The sequence below is a fragment of the Yokenella regensburgei ATCC 49455 genome (assembly GCF_000735455.1).
Taxonomy (GTDB): domain Bacteria; phylum Pseudomonadota; class Gammaproteobacteria; order Enterobacterales; family Enterobacteriaceae; genus Yokenella; species Yokenella regensburgei.
In genome coordinates this window covers 1-19,556 of record NZ_JMPS01000073.1, presented here as the reverse complement: position 1 = coordinate 19,556, position 19,556 = coordinate 1, and the positions used below count along the sequence as shown (strand labels likewise).

Here is a 19,556-nt window from a genome sequence, read left to right as displayed (position 1 = left end):
GAAAAGCATGAAAAAGTGTGAGCAATAGCGAGCTACTACACGTAATCCATGCTTGTGCTATACGGTTAGGCGTTTTGCAATAAATCCCAACGCGTGCCGTAGAGATCCTCAAAGACAACGACAGTTCCGTATTCTTCTACTCTGGGCTCTTCGCAGAACTGTACGCCAGCAGCCTTCATGGCGTGGTAATCCCGCCAAAAATCATCGGTTTGCAGAAACAAGAAGACGCGGCCACCACATTGATTACCGATAAAGGCTTTCTGCGTTTCGTTAGACGCCCGGGATAACAACAGGTTACAGTCGCTTTCCGGATTAGGTGACACAACAACCCAGCGCTTACCTTCCTGAGGCGTATCCTCTATGAGAGTGAAACCCAATTTCCCGGTGTAGTAGTCAATAGCCTTATCATAGTCATCAACCACAATAGACACATACGCCAGACATTTTTTCTGCGTTCTCATCTTCTTCCTTTCATCCTTTGATGGCCTACAAAAATCCCCCCAGTCCGGTCTCTGAGTCGTTGAACTGGGGGTTAAGCACTCAGAACTGATATACTAACCCGAGGGCAACAATATTATCCGTTGATATCCCAGCGCGCTGTGTGAACTCATTGTTTTTAAGCAGGTTTATTTTATAGTCAACATAAGTCGAGATGTTTTTATTGACGTTATACGTCGTACCAACATCGATATATTTCAACAGATCCTGATCCCCGAAACCTTCAATATTCTTACCTTTAGATTGCAAGTACGCGATGGAAGGTTGCAGACCCGAGTCAAACTGATACTGAGCAACCATTTCCAGATTCTGCGCTTTGTTCGCAAATCCACTAATGGAGTCCTGCGCGCCATTTCCGCTCAGACGAGTGGCGTTGTAGGTTTGCGTGAACTGTGTGGCAAGGTAGATGTTGTTGGCATTGTACTTCAGTCCACCCGTATAGGTTTCGGCATAATCACCACGTCCGACGGCAAGCCTGTTCTGATCGTCAGTACGTCGGGAATGAGAGTATGCGAAACCTGCGCTGACGCCATCGCCAATGTCATAGGTGACGGAAGTACCAAATCCGTCACCGTTCTGACTGAGTGCGTCCCGACCATTATTGGTTGCACCTTCGCCACCTGCACTGCCATTTTTGCCCTGATACTGCAGAGCAAAATTAAGGCCATCGATCAGACCAAAGAAATCAGAATTACGGTAGGTGGCGAGGCCATTAGCACGAGACTGCATGAAGTTATCAGCATCATAGGTGCCGTTACTCCCGTCACTTCCGAACTCAGGAAGCACGTCGGTCCATGAGGTTACATCGTAGACCACACCGGTATTGCGTCCATAGTCGAACGACCCGGCATCACCGAATTTCAGGCCTGCAAATGCCAGGCGAGTCCAGGATTGGTTACTGGACCCTTCAGTATTGTTCGCCTGAACGTTGTACTCCCACTGACCGTAGCCTGTGATCTGGTTATCGATCTGCGTTTCTCCCCTAAAGCCACCACGGACGTACGACTGATCGCCGTCAGCGTTTTTATCTTTAGAAAAGTAGTGCAGGCCATCGATTTTACCATATATATCTAGCTTATTGCCGTCTTTGTTATAGATCTCAGCTGCGTTTACGGCTCCCGGTATTAACATCACCGGCACCAGGTACAAAAGAATTGAACGTTTCATAGTTAAACCTCGATGTCATTATCCACTGCTGTTTACTTTCTCAAAAGTTAAAATGAAAAAGTGGCATCGGTAATCTAATTAGATAGCCTCAGATAATGAATCAGTTCGGTGTAACAGAGTGCAAGCTTACGAAATAACCATTAAAAAACACCCGCACCGAACAATTATATTATTTAATGCAACTGTTAATCACGGTTATTTATTTATGCGAGAAGATTGAGACGAGTCTGGCTTGAGTAGAGTAGGGGGAGGGTGAATTACATTTTTGTAAATGACCATTTTATCTCTACAGTGTAATTAGCTCACGTTAGCAATCGCTTTATTTTGTTATCATACTGCATTCAGTTTTATCACATTAATTAACTTGCTTACACTCAGACATGTTAAGTTTCTTTTTTTATGTTGCTTGCATCGGCAATAAGATATAAATAAATATTTTAAGTGTTGGTGGTATATAAATGAGAGTAGTGCAATTATGTAGACTTCGCAGTGCCCTGAAGCTCAGTTTTGCTGTCGCATTAGCTTTAGCATCAGGCTTCTATTTTCAGCTAGAGATTCCTCGCTGGGCTGTTGTCACTGCGGTTATTGTTATTGCGGGGCCAGCTTTTGTTGCGGGGCAGGAGCCCTATTCAGGAGCAATATTTCATCGCAGTTTACTACGTGTAGTGGGCACTCTGCTCGGAGGAATGGTGGGGCTGCTTATTATGTTCCTTGCAGCCCGTGCTCCTGTGGTAATGTTATTGCTTTGTTGTCTATGGATTGGTGTTTGCACCTGGCGCTCCTCTCTGGTACGCGTTGAATATGCATACGCCTGGGCGCTATCAGGATATACAGTACTCATTTTGATAGTCACAGTAACAAGTACACCCGGAACGTTATCGCTGGCACCAGAGTTCGTTATTGAACGTATTAGCGAGGTTATGTTTGGGATCTGCTGTGCTTTTATCGCCGAGGTTATATTCATGCCCCGATCCGCAAAAGCAGACATTGATGATTTGGTTGAGCAGATTTTCATATCACACTATCAGATAATGCGTTCGCTTTGCTTATCTCTCGGTGGAAATGTACCACGAGAACAGTGGCTGGTACTTCATCAGTTACATATTAAGCTGGAGTCGACACTAAACTTACTGGCACGAGAATCCTCGCGTTGGGAAAAATGCGCGCATCGTGGGAAAAAGTTGTATGCATTGTCACTGTCTATATTGACCTGTTCACATGAAGTACAGCGGGATTTGTCACAAAATAAAATGATACTCGCAGAGTCTTTGTCCCGTCAGTTTGAGACAAAAATCTATGAAAGCCCAGGGATTAGGCATCAGCTCAGATCGTTACATCACAGTCTCTTATCAAGCAAATCAAACCCGCTGCAACTGAAAATCTTGTACTGGCTAGGCGGTATGATTCGCTATCGGCTATTGGTTCGGGGTATTTTCAGTAATTGCGCGTATCTTCCAGTTGAGAGCAAATTGCTACGAAGAACTGAACCCGCGATAGTGAAAAGTGCAGAGCAATTTTCATCGGCAATAAATGGACTGCGTGCATTTGTCGCCAGTATGACATGCGTTGCAATCTGGGGATGGACCGGCTGGACTTCAGCCAGTGGATTTATGGTCGTGATCGCCGTGATGTGTTCACTGGCGATGCGGACAACCAACCCTCAAAAAACAGGACTGGATTTTGTACTGGGAATGCTAATCGCACTCCCGCTGGGAATGTTCTATTTTTTAGTCGTATTACCCATGACGCAACAAAACCTGATGTTGCTGTTAATCAGCATGGTTTTGCTCATCTTCGTGATCGGTTGGGAAGGGCAAAAAAAACGCATCGGTGCAATGGGTACGCTGATGGGAGTGCTGAATCTTCTGGTGCTCAGCAACCCAATGGTTTTCAACTTCAATGCCTTCATTGATGCAGCCCTGGGACAACTCATTGGGAGCCTGATTGGATATCTGGTCATTCTCATTTTCCCGGATAACTCACAAGCAGTAACCCGGCGAGCGTTAATAACATGCCTACGAAGAGAAGTGTTTCACCAGTTGAGATCCAGCATCAGAAACACCAGTCAGTTGCCTCAAATGTATGCTTACTACAACCGTCTTGAGCAGATTGAACCAACCGATGTATTAGCATTAAACCTGGCGATGAGCTTGATTATGGATTATCACGAACTGGCGCATGAAAATCTGTTGCGGGTTAATGCAAGTTAAAAAAATGCCCCGCTTTGGTCTCGAATGTCTTATTTTCACTATATTTTCCACTAAATAATGGTAAGGGTATTCTGTAATATTAAAGATTAATGGCTTATCCCATAAGGCCTCATTGTTACAGGCAGACTGGACACGGACAGCACGGAAAAACTGAATACTGTGCATGGACAAACTGACAAATAACATAGCCTAATGGGACAGGCACTAAGTCTCTCTTATATATTACTTTACTATTATCTGACATGAAAAATATCCCTTTTTCTCGTACATCTCTGATGACGTTATTTATCATTTTGTTGGCAGGTTGTACGGTTGTTCCCGGCCAAAATATTTCTGTTACTCATTCCTCTAATGAGGTTTCACAGACAGACGAGCTCAGCCAGCAGGTTAATGTCTACGCTATCACACCGTCGTTAGTTGAAACCCTCCGCCCGCAGGCAATTACCTCACAAGCGAATCCAACACTTGACGAAAAACTCAATCGTTACGAATACCGCATTGGCCCTGGCGACGTTCTGACCGTCACCGTCTGGTCACACCCAGAGCTGACGACCCCCGCCGGGCAATACCGCAGTGCCAGTGAAGCGGGGAATTGGGTCGCGGCTGATGGCACGATTTTTTACCCTTATCTGGGGAGGATAAAAGTGGCGGGGAAAACGATGTCGCAGGTCCGCAACCTTATTGCCAGCAGACTTGAGAGCGTTATCGAGAGTCCACAGGTGGATGTCAGCGTGGCCGCATTTCGTTCGCAAAAAGTCTATATCACCGGTGAAGTTGCACGCAGCGGGCAACAGCCGTTAACCAATATTCCGCTGACGGTAATGGATGCGGTGAATGCTGCGGGCGGGCTGACGAATGACGCCGACTGGCATAACGTCGTCCTTACACGCAACGGGCAGGACAGTCGTCTGTCGTTATACGCGTTACTTCAGCGGGGCGATCTTTCGCAAAACCATCTGCTGGCTGCCGGCGATCTGCTGTATGTCCCGCGTAACGACGCCCGGAAAGTGTTCGTGATGGGTGAAGTGGGTAAACAAAGTACCCTGAAAATGGATCGTAGCGGTATGACGCTGACTGAGGCGCTCGGCAATGCCGATGGCGTACGTCAGGAAGTGGCGGATGCCAGCGGTATTTTCGTTATCCGTGCGCTTAAAGATCGTCCGGCGGGAAAAATTGCCAGCGTGTATCAACTGGATGCGAAGGATGCGATGGCGATGGCGCTGGGCACCGAGTTCTGGCTTGAGCCTTACGATATTGTCTGGGTCACTACGGCACCCGTCTCTCGCTGGAACCGGGTCATTTCACAGATGCTGCCTTCTGTCATCGGCCTGCGCGATCTGAGTAGCCTGAATCATTGGGAAAACTGATGGTGAGGTCAGTCTTAGTTATTTGTAGCGGAAATCTGTGTCGTTCACCGGTAGGAGAGCGTCTGTTGCGGCGCGCGTGCGGCAATCTGCGGGTGGATTCGGCTGGCACTGTCGCCGTAGCCGCCGACCAGGCGGATCCGCTGGCGCAGCATGTATCGCTGGGGCGCGGCCTGACGCTGGAGGGGCATGTTCCCCGAAGTCTGACGCAGGAGATGGCACGCCAGTATGACCTTTTGCTGGTAATGGAACCAGAGCACCTCCGCCAGGTTAGCGCACTGGCTCCCTGGGCAAGGGGCAAGACAATGCTGTTTGGCCATTGGTCCCAGCACCGCACCATTCCTGACCCATACCGACGTGGCGTGGCCATTTTCGAATCTGTGTTTGGTCTGCTGGAGCAGGATGCTCTGCAATGGGCCAGACGTCTTAATACTTATTCTCTACCGAGTTCTCTTCATGCTTGCCAATAGTAATACCCCGTTATCCACGTCGTTACCTGACAAAGAGATCGATTTACTTCATCTGGTAGTGACGTTACTGAGTCACTGGAAGCAGATAGTCGCGCTGAGCCTGCTCTCCGGCCTGATGGCTTTGTTGTTCGCCATGACAGCAGCACCGCAGTACCAGGCAGATGTGCTGATCCAGGTCGAGAAAAAACAAAACGGCCTGCTGCCGGGCGGGTTAGATTCACTCATGCCTGAGCTATCTACTGGTACGGCCTCGGAGACTGAGCTTTTGCGATCGCGAATGATCCTCGGAAAAACGGTACGTGATGCCGGATTGCAGACGGTAGTGAATCCGGTTTATTTCCCGGTCGTTGGACACGCATGGGCGAGGCTAACGAATAACATGGTGAAACTTCCGACTATTCACCAGTACATCACAACGGATCAGTCACCGTGGGTTCTGCAGGTTGTTGATAGCAAACACTATACCCTGACGAAAGGTACAACGCGCCTGGATGGGAAAGTCGGGCAACCGCTGCAGGACGGAGGATTGACTCTTGAGATTAGTGCGCTGAATGCTCCGGCGGGAAGCCGGTTTACGCTATCCCGGCTGACAGAGCAGGAAGCGATTCAGGAGCTGAAAAAAAACATGACGATCGGTGCCAGTAAAGGGGATAGCGGCATGATCGACCTGACGATGAAAGGGGTATCGCCTGTGGCAATTGCACAGACCCTGAACATCATTGCCGAAAACTATCTGCAGCAAAATGTGGCTCGTCAGACCGATAAAGAAGCCAAAAGCCTCGCCTTTTTGCAGGAACTGCTGGCGGAAGTGCGCACAAATCTGACGGAAGCGGAAAACAAACTCAACGGCTACCGACAGCGGAATGACTCTATCGATCTTAGTCTGGAAACCAAAGCGATTCTGGAACAGGTGGCGGGCGTTGACAGTCAGTTGAATATGCTGACTTTTGAAGAAGCTGAACTCTCTCAGTTGTACAAAAAAGAGCACCCGACCTATCGGGCGCTGGCGGAAAAACGCCGTACCCTGGAAAAAGAGAAACGCAAGCTTGATCAGCGTGTCTCTGAGATGCCTTCTGTGCAGCAGGAGATTTTCCGCCTGAGTCAGGAAGTGGAATCGGGACGCGAGGTGTATATCCAACTACTGACCCGTCAGCAGGAGCTGAGTATCACTCGCTCTGGCGTGACGGGGAATGTCCGCATTATTGATACCGCCACCGTACCGGTTGTCCCGATCGGACCTAAAAAAACGCTGATCGTTGTGCTGGGATTGCTGATGGGAGCGCTGTTTTCCTGCGGGCTTGTACTGTTACGACGGATGCTAAAACAGACCGTTGATACCACCGAGCAGCTCGAGGATTTAGGGTTACAGGTCTGTGCCGCCGTACCACATTCGGGGTGGCTTGAACGACGCTCACGCCGGTCGATTCGCGCTCTGTGGCCGTCGGGTCAACAGACAGCACAGGGTCCGCGTCCTTTTTTATGCCTGGCAAATCCTGCCGATCTTTCGGTCGAGGCGATCCGTGGCCTGCGAACCAGCCTGTATTTTGAAATGCAGGAGAGAAACAACAATCTGCTGATGGTTTGTAGTGCAACGGAAAACAGCGGTAAAACCTTTTTAAGTACCTCGCTGGCAGCACTGATGGCAGAGACAGGGCAAAAGGTGTTGTTTATTGACGCCGACCTGCGGCGCGGTGATGCGCATACCTTGTTTAAGATGGATCGCGGGGAAGGACTTTCCGCACTACTGAGCGGTACTCATGAGGTACAGGATATCGTTCGGTGTTTTCCGGCGGGGGGCTTTGATGTCATCACCCGGGGTATGCACAAACTGGATCCTTCCCAACTGCTGGTGGAATCACGTTTTGCTCAGATCGTCGCATGGGCAAAAGCACACTATGATGTGGTGATTATCGATACGCCGCCGGTACTGGCGGTTAGCGATGCAGCAATTATTGGCAAACAGCAATGCCTGACGCTGCTGGTGGCAAGAGCAGGGCAAACTTCACTGAAAGAGACCGCGCTCAGCGTGCAAAAGCTGGCGACTCACGGCGTGGACATTGCAGGCGTGGTGCTTAACGGGATTCGACAGAACAAAGTGAGTGACTATTGCTATGGCTATCGTAGTGGAGGTTATCACTACACTTCTCAGGATGAGTGCGCCTGATCCTACTTAATTTGCGCATGCGCAAAATTTCAGGCTAATTTGAAACTGATAAGAGGCGATTGAAACCGCCACTTATCAGGAGACGTACCATATACCGTGGTGGAAGCCATCATTACTAAATGGCGAGTTTGTTAGTTTCCGCACTGGAAAAAGAACTTTCAGAGGTACTGAACGACCAGGGCAATCATGACCACAAAACGCCGGAATCTGTCTGATTCTACGTTAGTGCGCATAATGTATATTATGTTAAATTGAATATCAGGAGCAACGACACGCCTGACGTCTCGTTGTTCCTGCTTATCTTCCCTGCTTTTTCACAGCCCGGCGTCATCAATCCTGGTAGTACAACGTTTGATGATTTGAAAACATGACCGTTGCACCTTCCCGGTAGTTCTCATCATACGCGGTGACTAATGAGCACAATCCTGCGTTACCGTCTTTTCGGTAAGCACAGCTCTGCTTCAGCCAGATGTTCACTTTGTCGGTACCAATCGCCGATTCGAAATCGAGGAACTGCGGATTCCCCGCCGGATACGCGATAACCTTATCTGTCTGTTTGTCGTACTCTCGTATGCGTACCGGGAACTGGCCAAACCGATACTCAAAACGCTGGCTGACTTCACCTGTTTTTGTGTTAGTCATTGATTCGAGTAATCCACGAGCATTGTAGCTGAGCGTATAACTCCCGCTGTCATTATGCAGTTCTGTGATCTGACAGGCCTGATTGACCTTGCCGGAGATATGCTGTCCGTTGCGAGAACTCAAAACACCGTTCTTGTTTTCCAGATGGAATTCAACGCCGTTAAGCTTATCGACCATATTCACGCGATTGAAACAACCCTCGCGATCGTAGCGGACGTCGGTCGTGGCAACTAACTCCCCTTCACTATTGCGGATCCATTGCAGACTCTGTTTGACCGGCCCAACGCTTGGATCGTGGCTGAACAACAACGCGGCATTAAGAATTGCCGGTTTAAACTGGATGGGTTCCATGGCGTACACCGGCCCAGCTATCACGATCGCCAGCGCGAAGCAGATTCCTGCTTTCATTTTATAATCCCTGAGAAAAATCAACGTATAAGGCGCAATTATACAATCAGCTGATACCACGGTTATCAGATGATAAGAACGTTATTTTGTGCCTATTGTCCGGTGTCTCATGGTGCTGCGATGACGAATGACTCTTCCTGCACTCCTCGGTGCTCAAAATGGCATCGTTTTACAGGAACATGGAAGTATTCAGTCAGAAAATCCTCATCCAGAGCCGTCTTCTTGTCGCCATAAAAGTAACCCTTTCTACTCATCAGCAAACACTTATCTGCGATGCTGTTGGCATGGTTAATAAAATGCGTGTTCAGGATAACGGTGACATTCTTCTCACGCGATAGCTGACGCAATAACCGAATGATACGGGCCTGGTTGTTGAAATCCAGATTAGATTCAGGCTCGTCGAGTACCACAACATCGGGTTCGGAAACCAGCGCTTTAGCGATATAACACATCTGCAGTTCACCGCCGCTAATCTGGTTGATGTCCTTAGTCTCAAGGTAGCTGGCACTCAGATCAGCCAGCATTTGTGATGATTTTTCAATGTCTTTGCTTCCCGGCGACGCCATCATTCTGCCGCGAAGCGGGCATCCGAAAGAGACGAAATCGAGTACGCTATAAGAAAAGTGAACGCGTTTCGCCTGCGGAACATATGCCAGACGGGGCTCTCTGTTCCCTACTCTGCCGATCCGACAGGTGCCGCTGACGGGTTGGTACAAACCCGCGATTGTTTTAAGTAAAGTGGTTTTCCCGACGCCGTTCGGCCCAAGTACACACAGGATTTCTCCATCCTCCAGAGTAAAGCTCACATTTTCAAACGTATTTTTGCTGCCTTTGAAGGCAAACGTCAGTTCATTCACTTCGATCATAACGGTTACTCATAATGAACAGCACGGCAAACAGAGGAGCGCCAATCAGCGCGGTGAGAATACCAATGGGAATTTCTGCATACGTCACAGTCCTGGCAATATCGTCGATCAGCAGTAAAAACACCGCCCCACACAGCGCAGATGCCGGGATCAGCTTTCCGTGGTTGTAGCCGACCAGGGTTCGAACCAGGTGTGGGATCACCAGACCAACCCAGCCGACTACGCCAGCGATAGTTACTGAAGCCGCCACCAGAATGGAACCAGTAATCAGCAATATCGCCTTCAGCCATTGCGGGTTTATTCCGGCTATTTTTGCCTCATCATCACCGAGTGATAACACATTGATTTTAAATCGTAATCTGTAAATTATCAGATAACAAATCGCAAACAGTGGGATCAGCCCATACACCTGTTCTTTTATCAGCGATGCAAAACTCCCCATCAGCCAAAACACAATGGCCGGAAGCTGATCCTGAGGATCGGCTACATATTTGATGATGGAAACAAAAGACATGAATACCGAAGCGACAATAATCCCAGAAAGTATGGTTGTCAGCTCGCCGCTATTTTTCTTGAGATAACAAAGCCCCATGACACAACAGAGGCTGACAATGCCAAAAATGAAGGAGGAAAATGCGCTGAGCTGTAGCGGGAGGCCGAGCAAAATGCCTAAAGCCGCCCCGAACGCCGCTGCTGATGACGTACCAAGAACATCCGGGCTCGCCAGCGCATTGCGTAGTACTGCCTGATAGGTACACCCTGCAACCGATAACCCTGCCCCAACCATCATGACCGCCACCACTCTTGGTAACCGGAGGTTGGATATAACGGACAGTCCGGTGTGCAAACAATGCTGGCTATCATGATGCAGCAGTTCTCTTAACATCTCGCTAAAAGGTATGGTATAACGCCCGATAAACAGTGATGCTATTGCCATTAATAATAATAAAGTCAGTAGCACTCCCATCACCAGAAGGTATCTTTCTTTTTTCTGCATAGTAAGCCTGCCAGAATCAATTTAATTAATGTTGACTGAGCTCGTCATCAAGGAGTGCATCAGGGATAGCATAATTAAACATTTTTTATAATGTAGCCGTGTTAACTCTTTCATTTTTTGATCACTAATATAATCAGGGTTAAACTTATTAATCATATATAAAGGCAACAGCGCGGTTTCAGCTGACAGCCCTCCCCAGTTATGTAGGCCAACAGGAGTGGAAAAAATCTTCTTATTCTTAAATGCTTTTAAATTACTCCAGTCCTGCCCAGGGTTCTTATTGTTAAGAATATCTTTCGCGCTACCAAAAACCACAAAAATAATATCAGGATCCCACTGAATGATCTGTTCCATCGATACATTTATATACCTGCCAGCATCCCCTTTGACAGTCAGGTTACTGGCTACATTTTCCATCCCCGCCATTTTAAGATATGTATCACCATAGGTCTTAGGTCCACTGACTTTAAGCTGTTTACCATCACTTTGCTCCAGATAAAGTGCGCGAATGTGTTGCCCTCTCATCTTCTCCACATACGGCTTTGCCTCAGCAAGCGTTGTTTTCCACGCATCCGCAAACTTATGGCTGTGTGGCAAACCCAGCGTCTTGTTAAATGTGTTTTCCCAATAGACCTGTGTCTCTATGGGCTCAAATTTCGTATCGCCACCGGCGTCTAAATTTACGGTAGGTACCCCTGCTCGCTCCAGATTGTCATCCTGACTTTTACCGTAATAATAAATAATATCTGGCTGTAGATTAAGCAACGACTCCATATTCACCACATAATCCTTATTAATAAAGTCAGTCGTAATACGATCTATATCTGGTTTCATATCTCTGAGGAGCTTCATGTTGGAATGCAGAAACGCCCACGGACCTACACCAATAACATGCTGATATGCAAGATTATTAGCCATAATCACACCGAAGGGACAGTTCCCGGTAATGACAATGCGGTTGAACTTTAATGTTGTAGCTTTCTGATCATGTGCCGTATTGGTTGTGTTTTTGTTCTGAATAAAATCACTTGCATGACTTATTACCGGAAAAATAAGCAACGATGATACAATAAAAGCTGGTAATGCTCTGGTATTAGCCATAGTTAATCCCTCAATGATATTTGTTGATTATGATGTAATGGCGGCTACTGCGCCTAAGCCGATAATAGTCACACCAGCCAGGAAGACAATGACCGTTGTCGCTGCCACCCCACCCCCAACTAGTGCCGCCGTTTTACCTGTTGAAATATCTTTTCGCTCCAGAAATGACAACTTTGACAAAGTGATCACTCTACCGTTATCACCCGTGATGCGATTGGGTTCAATTTTTGCTACCGTTATTTCTCCATGATCGCCGTTCAGCAAGCCATATTTAAGATGGTCACCCACGTATATCGCCGGCTGGAAATCGTAGTAACTGCTCTTTGGTGCAATACTTTTTTTCTGCAGATTGACCGGATTGTATGTTGAACAACCAGAAAGTACCGAAAAAATAATCATAAACAATATGACCTTAATAGACTTTATTTTCATTAATTACCTCATACTGCTTTATTGCTAAAATTTTGTGCCTGATGGCCAGATTTGAATCGAAGATAACTTACGGTCAAAGACAGCAACGAGAAAAATGCCCCTGCGAGCAGGCTAATATTTGTGCCATGGCTTGCATAGAGATTGAAGAAAACAGCCACCAGCGCGGAGCCAATAATTTGTCCGACAAGGCGGGAGCTCCCCAGTAGCCCGCTGGCAATACTGCTATTCTCATGCGAGACCGACGTCATAATGAGATAATTGTTAGGAGACTGGAATAGCCCAAAACCAAACCCGCAAATGGCCACTCGCCAGAGGATCTGCAGATTCGAAGGTTCGCCCGGAAGCCATACCATAAGCAGCGTACCTACGAGAAGCAGCGATAGACCTGAAAGCGCGACCAGGTTAGGGTCATGTTTTTTAATAAGATCCCCGGCCACCAGCGAGGTCAACATCGTTGCCAGGGGCCATGCGGTCAACAACATACCGATCTCCACAACATTGCGGTGCAGCACGTTATGGAAATAAAACGGTAGGGAGACGAAGGCCAGTAACTGTGTGCTGTACGACAGCGTCGACATCAGTAACGACAATGAGAAGGTTTTACTGTGGAATATTTCTACCGGTATCAATGCACTATCATGCTTCCTTTTCTGATCGACATAGAGAATTGTCGCCAGCACGGCCAGGATTATTGCACTCAGAACCACTTCAATAGGGTTATTTTTCGTTACTCCGAGCATCAGCGTTGAAAACGAAATAAACGTCAGAAACACCAACCCGGCGCCTGCTTTATCAAAGCGGGTTTCCATGCGTTGAGTCGATTTTAGCGACACCATACACAGCACGAGCGAAATACAGGCAATGGGTACGTTAATGGTAAACAGCCAGTTCCAGCTCGCCACGGACATTATGGCAGAGGCAATTGAAGGTCCGGCGGCGGCGGAAACAGAGACCACCATGACATTAATCCCCAACCCTCGCCCTAGCAGTCTCGGCGGGTAGATATCTTTTATTAGCGCCGCATTCACACTCAGAATCGCCGCCGCACCAAATCCCTGAACCACACGAAATACGGTGAGCATATTCAGCGTGTCAGAGAGCGCGCATCCAAGGGATGAGAAAGCAAAAAGAATCGCTCCCATAATGAAGATTCGCTTGTTCCCGACTTTTCTCCCCAGGGCTGCAAAAACCAGTAACGAAGCAATAACCGCAAACTGGTACGCATTAATTATCAGGATGGAAGAGGATTCAGAAACGGCAAAATCTTTGGCGATCACCGGTAGAGCTACGTTGGCAATCGTGCTATCCAGCATGGCAATAACGGTGCTGAGTGAAACCGCCAGTACGGCAGCAACATTTAATTTTTCTTCTTTAGCGAGTTCGGTAGACATAATTCCTCCCCAGGATGAGTCATTGAACAATGGGGTAATCATCACCTGTTGTGTGGGTTTGCAATGAGTAAAAACGTTATAACATAACATATTCAAATGAGAATAATTATCTTTTGAAAGGATCTATATCAATATGTTTCGGTAGGAAGTATATGGTTTTCCGAAGCTATTTATTTTTAGCGCTTCCACCGGGTTAGCAGGCAATGTGAAAACACGAGGTAACCCACAGCAACAATAAATAACATTCAAAGCCTCGACCCCGGTCAATATAAAACGTTATAACATCACAATAAATGCAACAACGAGGTGATTGTTTTGGACAGGAAAACGACACGCCGGCAGATCATTCTTGCTGGTTTAGCGACTCTCGCCGCCAATGCGTTAGTTACACCATTTGCTCATGCGCAGGCACAAAAACGGTTAATACATCCTCATTCCCCCTCCCCGACTCATGGTCGTGGGAAATATACGGTCATGCTGGATCCCGGGCACGGCGGCATTGATTCAGGTGCGGTGGGCCATGAAGGTTCGCTGGAAAAACATATTGTACTGGAGATTGCCAATAACGTTAAAAACCTCTTAAAAGGTCACGGCATTGATGCTTTCCTGACGCGCACAGATGATACGTTTATTCCACTCTACGACCGCGTCCAGATCGCCCACGCGCATAATGCCTCTCTTTTTATGTCTATTCACGCCGATGGCTTCACCAGCCCTGCCGCTCACGGGGCTTCCGTCTTTGCCCTTTCAACCCGGGGAGCCAGCAGCGCAATGGCAAAATACCTTGCGAAAAGTGAAAATGCGGCAGATGAAGTTGCCGGCAATAGGGCTATGCACAAAGACAAATATCTGGACAGGATCATTTTTGATCTCGAGCAGACGGAAACCATTAAGGAAAGTCTGCTGCTGGGGTCGCATATTGTTCGCCATATCTCCCCTGTTCACCCTATGCATTCACGGCAAACGGAACAGGCCGCTTTTGTGGTACTGAAGTCACCTTATATCCCTTCCGTACTAGTAGAAACCTCGTTTATCACTAACCCTGAGGAGGAAAGACTTTTAGGCACAACGGCATTTCGCTACAAGATTGCTTCCGCCATTACCAATGGCATTGTCAGCTACTTTGGTCGTAAACAAATCGTTTCCGCATAATAATAACCCGCTCATTCTACTGGAATGAAGCAGTGAGCATATGTCCCGGTAAATCTATCCCCCTGTCACCATTTGGGTGTCAGATCTTCTTTAGGGCTATTTATCATGACATTGCAATTTCCGCGCTACTGCTTTGTAGCCATCTCACTACTGTTTTCGCCAGCGGTTCTGGCGGTTAATCTTGTGAACCAGGACGGCAAAAAACTCGATTTTTACGGCACAATAATCGCCAGACGTTTTACCAGCAATAACGTGAAAGACGATGGCGATCGAAGTTATCTCTATTTTGGTTTGATTGGGAAAAAAGATCTCGCCAGGCACTGGCAGGCCTATGCCCACTGGGAATATACGGTCAGCGCTTCAGATGCCAGCAGAAACGCAACCCGGCTGGCGTTTCTCGGGATAGACAACCCCGACTGGGGAAGTCTGGATATCGGACGTAACTGGGGAGTGCTATACGATGTAACCTCATTAACCGACCGTTCACCCTTCTTTCGTGAGATGTCATATAACTATATTGATAATTTTATGCGCGGCCGGGCGCTTAATCTTATGACATGGCGTAAAAGGTTCTCTCTCTTTCAACATCCCTTGAAGGTCGCCCTGCAGTACCAGTTCAAAGGCAATAACGACTATCACACCTTAAAACAGCAGAATGGCAACGGCATTGGTGCTTCGCTGGTGTGGTACTTTACCCCCGAGCTGAGTGCACTATTTTCGCTTTCATCTTCCGCAACCACCTTTTATCAACAACAGAATGCGGGCTATCAGAAAGACATTCGTACCTTCGCAGAGGGGCTTAATTACAACAGCAGAAAGCTGTATCTGGCCGCCGTCCTGACGCAGAGTAATAATGCCGTTAATCCTCAGGTCCGTGATAACAACACCTCCTCCGTCAGCTACGAAGCGCTGGCGAAATATATGCTGACCGACAAATTACAGCCAGACATCAGCTATACCCGGCTGACACAAACCGTTGCTGGCAGGCGTACCCAAATCCTCGATTACGAAGAGCTGGGGTTCAGCTACTACTTCAATAAAAATGTGCAGGTTTTCGTCGATTATAAATTTAACAATGTGCGGGATAAGGCTTCTGGCATTGATTGTGCGGACAAACTGGATACCGGAATAAGCTATCACTGGTAAAATTCTCCCCGGGCAGCCGGGGAGATTCATCATAACTACTGACGACGCAGCGTCATCAGCAGAATGGGTAATGCCAGGATAAGTGTGAGCAAATTCGCCATACTGACCGCCCGGTCACCTATCAGCAGGCCATACACCAGCCATAACGCCAGACCGGTGACAAACATGATATACATTAACCGAGAGATCCCCTGCGTATTACGGGTGCTTATCACTTTTATCGCCTGAGGCAAAAAAGAGAGCGTAGTCAGCATCGCAGCAAGATAACCAATGATTTTCACCCATTCCATGTTTATGCCTTCACCTGTGCTGGGCTCGCCACCGGCAGCGCCTCGCCGGGTTCGCTCTCATGGATTTTGCGATATTTATCGAGCAGATGAATTTGAATACGACGCAGCATGTCGCCGTTCAGCGTGTAATAACGGAAATACAGGAACAGCGTGATGGCAAAGAACAGCGTCGGCAGCACAATCATAATCGCCTGCATCCCAAAGATAGTCTGGGCTGACTGCACCGTATTTGGCACATAGCCAATCACCGCCAGAACCACGGCAATAAACCAGGCCGCAAACGCCGCCCCGGCCTTCACCACCAGGGTCTGCACGGAATACGCAATACTCTCACAGCGGATATTCATGGTGTATTCGCCGTAATCGACGGTATCCGCCACCATGATAACCTGCAGCACCCAGAACAGCGCGGTACCAACATTGAGCAACATACCCGCAAGGGCAATCAGCACCACCGGGTAACTCCCGCTAAGTGCCATCCCCAAAAGGACGCCGCCACCCAGTACCGGCATTATTGAAGCCCCCGCCCACAGCACACGTCGTGACAATCCTTTCACCAGCCGAGGAAAGAGGATGAGCGTCAGCAAATTGGCGACGCCCGCATAAGACATGTAGTACGGGAACAGCTCCGCATTACCAATGACGTAGGTAAAATAATAGATAGCAAAGCCAGAGATCACGTTCGATGCGGTGTTATATGCAAGCGCCATCCCCAGCAGGCATGCCAGCTGTTTGTTTTTATAGATAAGAGAGACCATCTGCTTCAGAGAGTGATCGCCTGAGTCCTCACTCACTCCGCTGTCGGAGGAATAGACTTCATGTACATTACGCAGCGTCACGATGGTCGAGACCACAAAGAAGGCTATCAGGATAAGCGTGAACATCTGAAAGCCAAAACCACGATCCCCGCCGCCGACGGCATTAACAAAGGGCAGCGTGATCCCTGCGGTCACAAACCCTGAAAGGCTGGCGAAGAAGCGCGGGTACGGCACCAGCTCCTCGCGTTCGCGCTTATCAAGCGTGATGGTCGGCACCAGCGACCAGAACGGAACATCCATAATAGTGTAGGTAAATCCCCACAGCAGATAAGTGACCCACACCCAGGCCAGCAGCGCCACGCCGGAAAAATGATGGGCGCTGAACAGCATATACAGGACTATCGAGTTCGTGATGGTGCCAATCAGGATCCATGGCTTAAACTTGCCCCAGCGCGAGCGGGTACAGTTAACCAACCACCCCATTAACGGGTCTGCCAGAGCATCCAGAATACGCGCCACCAGAAACAGCGTACCCACCACGCCAACCGAGAGCCCAACCACATCGGTGTAGTAGTACATCAGGTACATGTAAACAATACCAATCGCGAAATCCTTGCCGAAAGCGCCAAATCCATAGCTGAGTTTTGTTGTTAGTGAAATACTCATAGTCTCAAGGCCGCTGCAACCAGCGCCTCCTCCAGGGATAGTGACAGAAAACCATCGGGCCCATGGACCCGACGGCGAGGCGCAGCTACTACAGCCAGTCCGGTAGCCATTTCCCGTGGCTGGCAATCAGATCGTCCACCAGCGCGTAGATCTCCTCGATCCCAAGCACCGCCGCAGTATGCGGATCCATCATGGTGGCGTAGTACACATAGTCACGGTTCTCCGTCAGAATGGCCTCAGTCAGCAACGTCTGAACGTTAATATTGGTTTGCATCAGCGCGGCCAGATGCGCCGGAAGTTTACCGACTTTCGTTGGCTGAATACCGTTGGCATCCACGAGACAGGCTACCTCCACGCAGCACCCTTCCGGCAGGTTATCAATAAGCCCGTCATTGCGTACGTTGCCGTAGACTACGCTCGGTTCTCCGGTCCAGATGGCATTCATGATGGTGCTGGCATACTCGCGGGAAGGTTTGACCTCAATGCGCTCGCTGCTCTGGTACTGCTCCAGCTCTTTATGCCAGTTTGCCACCTGCTCAACGCAGCGTTTTGGATATTCATCCAGTGGGACTTTATAGCGAGCAATCAGATCTTCGCGACCGGGTTTGATAAACCACGGCGTGTATTCAGCAAAATGCTCAGAGGATTCGGTCACAAAGTAGCCCAGTTTTTTAAACATCTCGTAGCGGACGATATTTTCGCAGCGCGGGTTGCCGTGCAGATTCGGCTTCGGCGCCCTGCCTTCGGCATAGGCCTGCAACAGCTCGGGATAAAGACTGACGTACTCGCCGTTGGCCACTTTCTTCTCAAGCGAGAGGTAGAACGCCATATGGTTGATGCCGGCGCAGCGATAACGCAGGTCCGCCGGATCCAGATCCAGGTCGCGCGCCAGTTCTTCCGACGTTCCCTGCACGGAGTGGCACAGCCCCACCTGCTTGATATGCGGGTAACGGGCGTACATCGCCCAGGTATTCATCGCCATCGGGTTAACGTAGTTCAGCATCGTGGCATTCGGGCACACCTCGGTCATGTCATCACAGATTCGCCACAGGTGCGGAATGGTGCGCAGTGCACGCATGATCCCGCCAGGGCCAAGGGTATCGGCAATGGTTTGCTCCAGTCCGTGTCGTTTACACACTTCGAAGTCAGTTACCGTACAGGGCTCGTAGCCGCCAATCTGGAACGCGACTACCACGAAATCCGCGCCCTGGAGAGCGGCTTTCTGGTCGCGATGACAGGTTATTTCACCGTTAGCACCGAGCGATTCCATCAGCTTACGCACCACAATGTGCGATTCCTCAAGCCGGGTCTCATCAATATCCATCAACGCGATATGCGCTGATTTCAGGGCCGGGCGCTGAAACACATCGCCGAGGATGTTTTTAACAAACACCGTAGAACCGGCACCAATAAAGGTAATTTTGGGGGCAGACATCATCATTACTCCATCAGGTCATTGAACCCCTGCAGAGTGGCATACCCTTCCCTTGCTGCGCTGCCCTGTTCCCGTGGGAGCATTCCCGAAAACTCAGATAGGCTCGCCTCAGGTCAACGATCTGAGTTTTCGGGAGTAAATTGCGGAAAAAGTGCAGGAAATGGGCCGTCGACTGATCTAAGCTCAGGCCTAAGTGATGCGCTATAGCGCCCGATCTGACGATTCAGGAACAGGATGATGAAGGAAAATGCCACGCCGCCGCTGCCTCCGGACCCGCACATGTGCAGCAGCGATGAGAAGCAAACCCGCAGCCCGCTGACGCTCTATTCGGAATATCAGCGGATGGATATCGAACTGAGGCAACCTCACGCGATGTCCGCCAGCCACTGGCATGGTCAG

At 48.9% G+C, this 19,556-nt stretch carries 17 protein-coding genes and 1 pseudogene; 7 read left to right on the top strand and 11 right to left on the bottom strand.

Features of this window, described 5'->3' with window-relative positions; genetic code table 11:
- Window positions 1-65: 65 nt before the first annotated feature.
- A complete protein-coding gene (locus GYRE_RS18685) occupies window positions 66-461 on the bottom strand; it encodes a VOC family protein (protein ID WP_006820043.1) in 396 nt (131 codons plus the stop codon).
- A gap of 79 nt (window positions 462-540) precedes the next feature.
- The gene (ompC, locus tag GYRE_RS18680; RefSeq protein ID WP_006820044.1) at window positions 541-1,665 is read right to left on the bottom strand and encodes a porin OmpC; all 1,125 of its coding nucleotides are present in this window, start codon (window positions 1,663-1,665) and stop codon (window positions 541-543) included.
- Between the two features lie 458 nt (window positions 1,666-2,123).
- Between ompC and GYRE_RS18675 the strand changes: the two genes are divergently transcribed.
- The 4 genes from GYRE_RS18675 to GYRE_RS18660 all read left to right on the top strand — a co-directional run bounded on the left by GYRE_RS18675 (window position 2,124) and on the right by GYRE_RS18660 (window position 7,873).
- Window positions 2,124-3,875, top strand: coding sequence for an FUSC family protein (locus tag GYRE_RS18675; protein ID WP_051860995.1), 1,752 nt, complete (start codon window positions 2,124-2,126; stop codon window positions 3,873-3,875).
- A 242-nt stretch (window positions 3,876-4,117) separates the two neighbouring features.
- The gene (locus GYRE_RS18670; RefSeq protein WP_038257462.1) at window positions 4,118-5,242 is read left to right on the top strand and encodes a polysaccharide export protein; all 1,125 of its coding nucleotides are present in this window, start codon (window positions 4,118-4,120) and stop codon (window positions 5,240-5,242) included.
- Entirely contained in the window at window positions 5,230-5,709 is a 480-nt protein-coding gene (locus GYRE_RS23970) for an arsenate reductase/protein-tyrosine-phosphatase family protein (protein ID WP_071777535.1), read from the top strand. Before GYRE_RS18670 ends, GYRE_RS23970 begins: the two co-directional genes overlap by 13 nt.
- Window positions 5,696-7,873 carry a polysaccharide biosynthesis tyrosine autokinase gene (locus GYRE_RS18660; protein WP_038257456.1) on the top strand — a complete coding sequence of 726 codons (2,178 nt, stop codon included), beginning with the start codon at window positions 5,696-5,698 and terminating at the stop codon, window positions 7,871-7,873. The genes GYRE_RS23970 and GYRE_RS18660 overlap by 14 nt, the downstream gene beginning before the upstream one ends.
- 330 nt (window positions 7,874-8,203) lie before the next feature.
- On the opposite strand, the gene GYRE_RS18655 is transcribed toward GYRE_RS18660, so the two are convergent.
- The 6 genes from GYRE_RS18655 to GYRE_RS18630 form a co-directional block, all read right to left on the bottom strand.
- The gene (locus GYRE_RS18655) at window positions 8,204-8,923 is read right to left on the bottom strand and encodes a YnfC family lipoprotein (protein ID WP_038257453.1); all 720 of its coding nucleotides are present in this window, start codon (window positions 8,921-8,923) and stop codon (window positions 8,204-8,206) included.
- A gap of 107 nt (window positions 8,924-9,030) precedes the next feature.
- Window positions 9,031-9,789, bottom strand: a complete 759-nt coding sequence (locus GYRE_RS18650) for an ABC transporter ATP-binding protein (protein WP_006820050.1) — start codon at window positions 9,787-9,789, stop codon at window positions 9,031-9,033.
- Window positions 9,773-10,786 carry a FecCD family ABC transporter permease gene (locus tag GYRE_RS18645; RefSeq protein ID WP_038257449.1) on the bottom strand — a complete coding sequence of 338 codons (1,014 nt, stop codon included), beginning with the start codon at window positions 10,784-10,786 and terminating at the stop codon, window positions 9,773-9,775. The genes GYRE_RS18650 and GYRE_RS18645 overlap by 17 nt, the downstream gene beginning before the upstream one ends.
- Before the next feature lie 21 nt (window positions 10,787-10,807).
- Complete coding sequence (locus GYRE_RS18640) at window positions 10,808-11,887, bottom strand: ABC transporter substrate-binding protein (RefSeq protein WP_038257446.1); 1,080 nt, start codon at window positions 11,885-11,887, stop codon at window positions 10,808-10,810.
- Between the two features lie 27 nt (window positions 11,888-11,914).
- Window positions 11,915-12,319, bottom strand: coding sequence for a hypothetical protein (locus GYRE_RS18635; protein WP_006820053.1), 405 nt, complete (start codon window positions 12,317-12,319; stop codon window positions 11,915-11,917).
- 8 nt (window positions 12,320-12,327) lie between these two features.
- Window positions 12,328-13,710 (bottom strand): MFS transporter, encoded by a 1,383-nt coding sequence (locus GYRE_RS18630; protein WP_038257443.1) that lies wholly within the window; start codon window positions 13,708-13,710, stop codon window positions 12,328-12,330.
- Window positions 13,711-14,016: 306 nt separating this feature from the next.
- Here GYRE_RS18630 and amiA point away from each other — a divergent pair, with 306 nt between their 5' ends.
- The gene (gene amiA / locus GYRE_RS18625) at window positions 14,017-14,862 is read left to right on the top strand and encodes an N-acetylmuramoyl-L-alanine amidase AmiA (RefSeq protein ID WP_038257440.1); all 846 of its coding nucleotides are present in this window, start codon (window positions 14,017-14,019) and stop codon (window positions 14,860-14,862) included.
- A 105-nt stretch (window positions 14,863-14,967) separates the two neighbouring features.
- The gene (locus GYRE_RS18620) at window positions 14,968-16,008 is read left to right on the top strand and encodes a porin (protein WP_006820056.1); all 1,041 of its coding nucleotides are present in this window, start codon (window positions 14,968-14,970) and stop codon (window positions 16,006-16,008) included.
- A 35-nt stretch (window positions 16,009-16,043) separates the two neighbouring features.
- On the opposite strand, the gene GYRE_RS18615 is transcribed toward GYRE_RS18620, so the two are convergent.
- The 3 genes from GYRE_RS18615 to melA form a co-directional block, all read right to left on the bottom strand.
- Window positions 16,044-16,298: a SemiSWEET transporter gene (locus tag GYRE_RS18615; protein ID WP_006820057.1), complete on the bottom strand. Its 255-nt coding sequence runs from the start codon at window positions 16,296-16,298 to the stop codon at window positions 16,044-16,046.
- 2 nt (window positions 16,299-16,300) lie between these two features.
- On the bottom strand, window positions 16,301-17,722 hold the full coding sequence (melB, locus tag GYRE_RS18610) for a melibiose:sodium transporter MelB (protein WP_038257437.1): 1,422 nt from the start codon (window positions 17,720-17,722) through the stop codon (window positions 16,301-16,303).
- An 88-nt stretch (window positions 17,723-17,810) separates the two neighbouring features.
- On the bottom strand, window positions 17,811-19,160 hold the full coding sequence (gene melA / locus GYRE_RS18605; protein ID WP_134436794.1) for an alpha-glucosidase/alpha-galactosidase: 1,350 nt from the start codon (window positions 19,158-19,160) through the stop codon (window positions 17,811-17,813).
- 234 nt (window positions 19,161-19,394) lie between these two features.
- Between melA and GYRE_RS24625 the strand changes: the two are divergent.
- Window positions 19,395-19,556 (top strand): annotated as a pseudogene (locus GYRE_RS24625) (transcriptional regulator MelR); the annotation flags it as partial.

Bases quoted from the DNA above. Each gene is read 5' to 3' on its own strand.
- GYRE_RS18685 (WP_006820043.1), bottom strand. From the start codon at position 461: ATGAGAACGCAGAAAAAATGTCTGGCGTATGTGTCTATTGTGGTTGAT.
- ompC (WP_006820044.1), bottom strand. From the start codon at position 1,665: ATGAAACGTTCAATTCTTTTGTACCTGGTGCCGGTGATGTTAATACCG.
- GYRE_RS18675 (WP_051860995.1), top strand. From the start codon at position 2,124: ATGAGAGTAGTGCAATTATGTAGACTTCGCAGTGCCCTGAAGCTCAGT.
- GYRE_RS18670 (WP_038257462.1), top strand. From the start codon at position 4,118: ATGAAAAATATCCCTTTTTCTCGTACATCTCTGATGACGTTATTTATC.
- GYRE_RS18660 (WP_038257456.1), top strand. From the start codon at position 5,696: ATGCTTGCCAATAGTAATACCCCGTTATCCACGTCGTTACCTGACAAA.
- GYRE_RS18655 (WP_038257453.1), bottom strand. From the start codon at position 8,923: ATGAAAGCAGGAATCTGCTTCGCGCTGGCGATCGTGATAGCTGGGCCG.
- GYRE_RS18650 (WP_006820050.1), bottom strand. From the start codon at position 9,789: ATGATCGAAGTGAATGAACTGACGTTTGCCTTCAAAGGCAGCAAAAAT.
- GYRE_RS18645 (WP_038257449.1), bottom strand. From the start codon at position 10,786: ATGCAGAAAAAAGAAAGATACCTTCTGGTGATGGGAGTGCTACTGACT.
- GYRE_RS18640 (WP_038257446.1), bottom strand. From the start codon at position 11,887: ATGGCTAATACCAGAGCATTACCAGCTTTTATTGTATCATCGTTGCTT.
- GYRE_RS18635 (WP_006820053.1), bottom strand. From the start codon at position 12,319: ATGAAAATAAAGTCTATTAAGGTCATATTGTTTATGATTATTTTTTCG.
- GYRE_RS18630 (WP_038257443.1), bottom strand. From the start codon at position 13,710: ATGTCTACCGAACTCGCTAAAGAAGAAAAATTAAATGTTGCTGCCGTA.
- GYRE_RS18620 (WP_006820056.1), top strand. From the start codon at position 14,968: ATGACATTGCAATTTCCGCGCTACTGCTTTGTAGCCATCTCACTACTG.
- GYRE_RS18615 (WP_006820057.1), bottom strand. From the start codon at position 16,298: ATGGAATGGGTGAAAATCATTGGTTATCTTGCTGCGATGCTGACTACG.
- melB (WP_038257437.1), bottom strand. From the start codon at position 17,722: ATGAGTATTTCACTAACAACAAAACTCAGCTATGGATTTGGCGCTTTC.
- melA (WP_134436794.1), bottom strand. From the start codon at position 19,160: ATGATGTCTGCCCCCAAAATTACCTTTATTGGTGCCGGTTCTACGGTG.